This window comes from Acidovorax delafieldii (genome assembly GCF_007993815.1).
Lineage (GTDB): Bacteria > Pseudomonadota > Gammaproteobacteria > Burkholderiales > Burkholderiaceae_C > Acidovorax > Acidovorax delafieldii.
Window position 1 is genome coordinate 122,097 of the sequence record NZ_VJWE01000002.1, and the last position, 7,420, is coordinate 129,516.

Sequence of the window (7,420 nt, forward strand, 5' to 3'; positions counted from 1 at the left end):
ACCTGGCTTTCATTGCCCCTGCTTTGCCCATGAAAACGTTATTGCCGCTCGTCCCCCCGCTGTTGGTTGCCCTGTTTGCCGGGCCTGCGCAGGCCGCCGATTCGCAGGTGGCCGCCGATTGGTCCCTGTCCGCCGATGGTGCTTATGTGTTGGACCAGCGTGCCGGCCTGGCCTGGCCACGCTGTGTGGAGGGCATGCAATGGACCGGCAAAACCTGCACGGGCCAGCCCCTGCTGCTGGACCGTGCTGAGGCCACGGCTCTGGCCTCTGACCGCTGGAAGGCCGAGGGTGTGGGCTGGCGCCTGCCCCGTGCGACAGAGCTGCAGCGGTTGGTGGACAAGGCGCTGTCGCCCCCGGGCCTCAACCCCCTCCTTTTCCCTGCGGCGCCGGGCCAGTGGCACTGGACGTCCACCGCCAACGTGAGCGCGCCCAGCGTCAACCAGTACACCTACGGCAACATCGCCCAGAGCCGGGCGGGTGATGGCGCGCGGCAGGCGGCCATGATCAACGGCTGGGCGGTGAACCTGTCCACCGGCGAGGCGCGCGGCGATGCCGCGCGGGCCAGCAAGCTGCCGGTGCGGCTGGTGCGGCCGATGCCGGTGGGGGCCGCCAAATAGGCGGTCGCCTCGCTGCAGTCGTAGCAGGCAGGACAGGGCGGGGCGGCAGGGCGCTTCAAGCGGCCTCTGGTTGTGCGTCGGCCGCTGCAAACACCTCGCGTGCCGCGGCCAGTCCGTTGAGCGCGGCCGGAAAGCCTGCGTACACCGCCATTTGCATCAGCACCTCCACGACCTCTTCGCGGGTGACGCCCACATTGAGCGCCGCCTGCAAATGCACCTTGAGCTGTGGCGTGGCGTTGCCCAGCGCGGTCAGTGCGGCGATGACTGCAATCTCGCGGCTGCGCAGATCGAGTCCGGGGTGCGAATAGATGTCGCCAAACGGAAACTCGATCAGGTAACGTGCAAAGTCGGGGGCGATGTCGGCCAGGCTGGCGACGACACGCTCACCCGCGTGGCCGTCGATTTCGCGCAGCTTGGCGAGGCCCTGGAGATAGCGGGGTTGGGTTTGGGGGGACATGGGCGCTTCCTTGGTGGGTGGATGACGGGGTGGACCGAAGGGACGCTTCCAGGCCCTGGTAGTGCGCGATCTTGGCTTGCAGCGCCTGTGCGGCTTGCTGCATCGTGGTGATCGTTGCCAGCACCTGCGCCAGGTGCTGTTCCAGCAACTGGCGCCGCTCGGGGGCGGTGGCGTTCCCTTCGCTGCGCAGCCGCGCAAAGGCCTGCATCTGCCCGATGGGCATCTGGGTCTCGCGCAGGCGCAGCAGGAATCCGATCCATTCCATGTCCGACGCCGCATAGCGGCGCTGGCCACCGGGTGCACGGGCTACCGGCGCAATCAAACCGGCGCGCTCGTAGTAGCGCAGGGTGTGTGCGGTCAGGCCGGTGCGTCTGGCGACTTCGGCAATGGGGAGGAGGGATGCCATGGGAACGATTCTGAAAGTTGGAGTGCACTCTAAGTCAAGCACTGAATCGCTCCAACGTGACAAGGGGTCGCAACAGGCCGCTGTCTAACCCTTGTTCGTATTCGCAGCCTCGTGATCTCTAGCCACCCGCGTGCTTGCAAGCAGTCTCTTCACCGCAGCTGCAACGCCTGCAGCACCAGCGAAAACGCAGGCGATGGCTGACGCCGACTGGGGTAGTACAGGTGGTAGCCCGCGAACGGTGGGCACCAGTCTTCCAGCACTCGGACCAAGCGTCCGTCTTCGATGTGGGTGGCCAGTTCGTCCTCGGGCAGCAGCGCAATGCCCAGCCCGGCCAACGCTGCATCGACCTGGGGCGGGGCGGTGTTAAAGATCAGCGGGCCATCCACCCGCACGTTGACCTGTTTGCCCTTGCGCGCAAAGTCCCACACGTACAGGCCGCCCGAGGTAGGCATGCGCTGGTTGATGCACCGGTGCGCCGTCAGGTCGTGCGGGGTTTTGGGAATGGGATGGGCGGCAAAGTAGCTGGGCGATGCGACCACGGCCATGCGAAGCGGCGGGCCGATGGGCATGGCAATCATGTCCTTGTCGATGGTGTTGCCCAGGCGGACCCCGGCGTCAAAACGGTCGGCCACGATGTCGCGAAAGCCGTAGTTCATGTCGAACTCCAGCGTGATGTCGGGGTTGTCGTGCAACAGTGGCATGAGCTTGGGCAGCAGCGTGGTGTGCATGACGTGGTCGCCGCAGGTGATGCGCACAGTGCCTGCGGGTTTGTCGCGCAGTGCGGTCAGCGCATCCAGCTCGGCCTCAATATCGTCAAAGCGGTGACCGATGGCTTGCATCAGGCGTTCGCCCGCTGGTGTGGGCGAGACGCTGCGCGTGGTGCGTGTGAGCAGCCGGATCTGCAGGTGCTCTTCAAGGCCACGGATGGTCTGGCTCAGCGCGGACTGCGTGACGCCCAGAGTGGCTGCGGCCCGGGTGAAGCTGCCCTCGCGCGCCACGGTGACAAAGGCCATCAGATCGTTCAGGTTGCGTCTCGCCATGTCTGATTCTCTGGATTGATTGGTTAGCCAGTCTTATAAACCCATTCGCCATTCATTATCTAGTCGGCGCAAGCAATGCTGGGCAAACTTCTCGCCATGGCACAACGCATCAGCACCCACCCCTTCCAACGCCGCGCCCTGGTGGGTGTCGCCTTGGGATTCACCCTGGCAGCCGGGGTGATGCCCGCCACCACCTTTGCACAGCAGGGCCCCATGAAAATTCATCTGCAAATTGATGGCGCCATTGCCACCGCCACCCTGGACAACAACGCCGCAGCGCGCGATTTTGTGGCCCAACTGCCGCTGTCGCTGACGTTGCAGAACTACGCGGAGATCGAACGCATCGCCACCCTGCCGCGCAAGCTGTCGGTGGACGGGGCACCGGCGGGCATCACCCCCAAAACAGGTGACATCAACTACTACGCGCCCTGGGGCAATCTGGCGATTTTCGTGGGCGATGACGCCTATGCACGCGGCCTGGTGCGGCTGGGCAGAGTGGACACGGGCCTGCCCGCGTTGCAGCGCCAGGGGCCTTTGAAGGTGCGTATCGAACGCGCCAGCGATTGACGCGTGGACAAAGCATTGGAGCGTCCAACGAAGGCGCGCCATCGACCCCCGCCTTCATTTCTCGATTTCTCGTCCTTCCCCAATTTCCTACCTCCCCAGGAGCATCGAACATGCACAACACACTCTCCAACATCCACGCGCAGCACCCAATACCCGGCACAGCCCCCCTCACCTCGGACCGGCGCGACTTCCTCATCCGGGCGGGCTTCGGTGCGGCGGTATGGGGCGGGCTGTCTGCCGCGGGTGGTAGTGCGATGGCAGCGGGGCCGCAGCCAGCGCACGGCAAGCTTAGCGGCGCCGACAATTTCTACCAAAGCGACAAGGTGGCCGTGCGCAAGGTGACCTTCAAGAACCAGTACCGCATGGCGGTGGCTGGCAACCTGTTTGTGCCCAAGAACCTGGACCGCAGCAAGAAAAATCCGGCCATTCTGGTGGGCCACCCCATGGGCGCAGTCAAGGAACAAAGCGCCAACCTGTATGCCACCAAGATGGCAGAGCAGGGTTTTGTCGCGCTGTCGCTGGACCTGCCTTTTTGGGGCGAGAGCGACGGCCAGCCGCGCAACGCAGTGGCGCCTGACATCTATGCCGAGGCTTTCAGTGCAGCGGTGGATTTTCTGGGCACGCAGGCGATGGTGGACCGCGAGCGCATCGGTGCCATTGGTGTGTGCGGCAGCGGCAGCTTTGTCATCAGCGCTGCCAAGATCGACCCGCGCATGAAGGCCATCGCCACGGTCAGCATGTACGACATGGGCGCTGCCAACCGTGATGCGCTCAACCACTCGCAAACCGTGGAGCAGCGCAAGCAGATCATTGCCGCCGCTGCCGAGCAGCGGTATGTGGAGTTCACCGACGGTGCCACCCAGTACATCGGTGGCACGGTGCACCAGCTGACGGCAGACACTCACCCCATTCAACGCGAGTTCTACGACTTCTACCGCACCCCGCGTGGCGAGTTCACTCCCAAGGGCGGTTCGCCGTTGACCACCACCTACCCCACGCTGACCAGCAACGTCAAGTTCATGAACTTCTACCCGTTCAATGACATCGAGACGATTTCTCCGCGCCCCATGCTTTTCATCACGGGCGATCAGGCGCACTCCAAGGAGTTCAGCGAAGACGCGTTCCAACGTGCTGCCGAGCCCAAGGAGTTGCACATCGTCCCCGGAGCAGGCCACGTGGATCTGTATGACCGCGTGAACCTGATCCCGTGGGACAAGCTGACGGCGTTCTTTGGCAAGCACCTGGCGTAAACGATGACCACTCAGGTATGCGCTGCGCCGTCGGTCGATTTCGACGGTGCGCTGGGTGCAGCGGTGCAGCCTGCGCGCTGGAGCGGCGTCTTTGCGATGACGCTCTGCGTGTTTGCGCTGATCGCGTCGGAGTTCATGCCCGTTAGCCTGCTGACCCCCATGGCGGCAGACCTGGGGGTCAGCGAAGGCGGGGCAGGGCAGGGCATTGCGATATCGGGCGCCTTTGCCGTACTCACCAGCCTGAGCATTGCTGCGTTGGCAGGCCGGGTGGACCGCAAGACCTTGTTGCTGGGGCTCACAGCGCTGATGTGCCTCTCTGGCGCAGTCATTGCACTGGCGCCGAACTATGCGGTGTACATGGCAGGCCGCGCGCTCATCGGAGTGGTGGTGGGTGGCTTCTGGTCGCTGTCTGCGGCCACGGCCATGCGGCTGGTGCCTGCGCAGCAGGTGCCACGGGCTTTGGCCATTTTCAATGGTGGCAACGCACTGGCCACGGTGGTGGCGGCGCCGTTGGGCAGCTATCTGGGTGCTCTGGTCGGGTGGCGTGGGGCCTTCTGGGGGCTGGTGCCGGTGGCGGTGGTGGCTTTCATCTGGCAGTGGGTGAGCCTGCCGCCCATGCCTGCCGGTCAGCAGCGTGCGGGGGGCTCTGGTGGTGCGGTTGTCAGGCTGCTGCGGTGCCGGATGATTGCTGTGGGCATGCTGGCAGTAGGCTGCTTTTTCATGGGACAGTTTGTGCTGTTTACCTACCTGCGGCCATTTCTGGAAACCGTCACGCATGTGGGTGGGTTCACGTTGTCGTTCATTCTGCTGGTGATCGGGGTGGCGGGCTTTGTGGGCACCACACTCGTCGGCGCGGCGCTGGCCAGAGGCTTTTACCCAACGCTGTTCATGGCACCCGTCTTGATGGCGCTCATCGCCATCGCGCTGATCTGTTTGGGTGACCAGCTCACCGCTGTCACTGCCTTGCTGGGTGTGTGGGGCCTGGTGGCTACGGCCGCGCCGGTGGGCTGGTGGACATGGGTCGCCCGGTCGATGCCGAAAGACGCTGAAGCCGGAGGCGGTCTCATGGTGGCGGTGGTCCAACTGGCTATCGGCCTGGGCTCCACGGTGGGGGGCCTGCTATTTGACCGCAACGGATACCAGAGCACCTTTGTCGTCAGCGCTATTTTGTTGCTGGTGGCCGCGTTGCTGGTCTTGCTGACCTGGCGCTCTGGCAGGACCGAGGGCTGTGCTGTTGCCGGTAGTTGAAGGCTGAAGGAGATGGGGTGAACGCGTGCCTTGCGCACCAGCAAACTGACGGCGTTGTGGGGTGCAAAACCGAGGGGACAGCAAAACCCGGCGTCCTGGTGAAAAATGGCGCGGCAGGTGGAGAGGCTGTGACCTGCTGGCACCCCAGCCTCCCTCCACGTCGCGCCGCTTCATGCGCGCGGCCCCATTTCCATCATCCCACTGCGAATCCTCCATGAACCCATCCATCCCTACCACCGCGCTGCAGCTGCGCTCGCTTGTACAAGCCAATGGCACCTTGCAGATCAGCCTGGAGCTGTCACCCGTGCCCACGCCAGGGCCTGACGAAGTGCTGATTCAGGTACAGGCCACGCCCATCAACCCATCGGACATTGGCCTGCTGCTGGGCCCGGCTGATCTGTCCACCGTGCAGGTCACGGGCACGGCCGAGCGGCCGGTGGCCACGGCCAGCATCCCCGAGCGCGCCATGCCCGGCATGGCGGCACGCCTGGGCCAGAGCATGCCCGTGGGCAACGAGGGCGCCGGTCTGGTGGTGGCTGCGGGTGCATCGCCCGCTGCGCAGGCGCTGCTGGGCCGCACGGTGGCAGTGATTGGTGGCGCCATGTATTCGCAGTACCGCTCCATGCCTGCAGCGCAGTGCCTGCCTTTGCCGCCCGGAACCACGGCGGCTGAGGGCGCGTCGTGTTTTGTCAACCCGCTGACTGCGCTGAGCATGGTCGAAACCATGAAGCGCGAAGGCCACACCGCGCTGGTGCACACCGCTGCGGCCAGCAACCTGGGCCAGATGCTGCTCAAGATTTGCCAGAAGGACGGTGTCGGCCTGGTCAACATCGTGCGCAAGCCCGAGCAGGCGGCGCTGCTGCGCGAGCTGGGCGCCCAGTATGTGTGCGACAGCAGCGCGCCCAATTTCATGGCCGAACTGACCGATGCGCTGGCCGCCACGGGCGCCACCATTGCGTTTGATGCCACGGGCGGCGGCACGCTGGCCGGGCAGATCCTGCAGTGCATGGAGGCCGCCATCAACCGCAAGGCCAAGGAATACAGCCGTTACGGCTCGGCCGTGCACAAGCAGGTGTACCTGTACGGCCACCTGGACACGCGCCCGACCGAAGTGCACCGCACCTTTGGCATGGCCTGGGGCATGGGTGGATGGCTGCTGTTTCCGTTTCTGCAGAAGATCGGCGAAGAGGCCACCCAGGCGTTGCGCCAGCGCGTGGCGGCCGAGCTGAAGACCACGTTCGCCAGCCACTACGCGCGCACCGTGTCGCTGGCCGGGGCGCTGAGCGCCGAGTCCATCGCGTTCTACGGCCCGCGCAATACCGGCGCCAAGGTGTTGATCGACCCGTCGCTGTAAGCGACGTTGCGGGGGCGCGCCTGGCGCCCTTGGGGGGGCGCGGCTACACGGCAGGCACCAACAAAAAGGGCTCCCAAAGGGAGCCCTTTTTGCCTGCCCGCCCCTGCGGTTCAGTTAACACTCCCCATGGCAGCGACACCCGCACCGCGCGAGGTGCCACCGCCATGGGAAGTCCCGCAACTGCTTCAAACCAATCTCAGCAGTTGGTCTGCCAAATTACATGGCGCTGAATTCGCCCGAAGGGATCTGGCCGGTGCGCACGGCTTCGGCAGCTTGGGCACGCACGGCAGCGCGGTCGGCGGTGGACTTATAGGTCACCACACGCGAGCCTGCGGGTTCCATGTTGTGGGTGCGGGCTTCGACAACAGCTTCGGCAGCCACTTCAGCGCGGGTGCGGTTGGTGTCGAACTTCAGGGCAAATTGCGAGCCATCGGCTTCATCGGCATGGGCGCCAAAGGCGGCGAAAGCGGCAACAGCGGCG

At 64.9% G+C, this 7,420-nt stretch carries 9 protein-coding genes; 5 read left to right on the forward strand and 4 right to left on the reverse strand.

The genetic code is table 11. The annotated features are described in order from the left end of the window. Nucleotides 1–29: 29 nt before the first annotated feature. The gene (locus ATF69_RS01475; protein ID WP_146869686.1) at nt 30–617 is read left to right on the forward strand and encodes an Lcl C-terminal domain-containing protein; all 588 of its coding nucleotides are present in this window, start codon (nt 30–32) and stop codon (nt 615–617) included. Between the two features lie 55 nt (nt 618–672). Here ATF69_RS01475 and ATF69_RS01480 read toward each other — a convergent pair whose 3' ends face one another. From ATF69_RS01480 to ATF69_RS01490, 3 genes are all read right to left on the reverse strand, one after another. Continuing rightward, nucleotides 673–1,074, reverse strand: coding sequence for a carboxymuconolactone decarboxylase family protein (locus ATF69_RS01480; protein WP_146869687.1), 402 nt, complete (start codon nt 1,072–1,074; stop codon nt 673–675). Beyond that, a complete protein-coding gene (locus ATF69_RS01485; protein WP_146869688.1) occupies nt 1,001–1,480 on the reverse strand; it encodes a MerR family transcriptional regulator in 480 nt (159 codons plus the stop codon). Before ATF69_RS01485 ends, ATF69_RS01480 begins: the two co-directional genes overlap by 74 nt. A 149-nt stretch (nt 1,481–1,629) precedes the next feature. Further along, the gene (locus tag ATF69_RS01490) at nt 1,630–2,520 is read right to left on the reverse strand and encodes a LysR family transcriptional regulator (protein WP_056744411.1); all 891 of its coding nucleotides are present in this window, start codon (nt 2,518–2,520) and stop codon (nt 1,630–1,632) included. A gap of 96 nt (nt 2,521–2,616) precedes the next feature. On the opposite strand from ATF69_RS01490, the gene ATF69_RS01495 reads away from it, so the two are divergent. From ATF69_RS01495 to ATF69_RS01510, 4 genes are all read left to right on the forward strand, one after another. After that, a complete protein-coding gene (locus ATF69_RS01495) occupies nt 2,617–3,087 on the forward strand; it encodes a cyclophilin-like fold protein (protein WP_056745120.1) in 471 nt (156 codons plus the stop codon). A gap of 254 nt (nt 3,088–3,341) precedes the next feature. Beyond that, on the forward strand, nt 3,342–4,337 hold the full coding sequence (locus ATF69_RS01500; protein ID WP_244303633.1) for an alpha/beta hydrolase: 996 nt from the start codon (nt 3,342–3,344) through the stop codon (nt 4,335–4,337). Between the two features lie 96 nt (nt 4,338–4,433). After that, nucleotides 4,434–5,585, forward strand: coding sequence for an MFS transporter (locus ATF69_RS01505; protein WP_208758680.1), 1,152 nt, complete (start codon nt 4,434–4,436; stop codon nt 5,583–5,585). A gap of 214 nt (nt 5,586–5,799) precedes the next feature. Next, entirely contained in the window at nt 5,800–6,939 is a 1,140-nt protein-coding gene (locus ATF69_RS01510) for a zinc-binding dehydrogenase (protein WP_146869691.1), read from the forward strand. Between the two features lie 216 nt (nt 6,940–7,155). Here ATF69_RS01510 and ATF69_RS01515 read toward each other — a convergent pair. Continuing rightward, the coding region (locus tag ATF69_RS01515; RefSeq protein ID WP_146869692.1) for a DUF4148 domain-containing protein at nt 7,156–7,420 on the reverse strand (265 nt) is incomplete at its 5' end.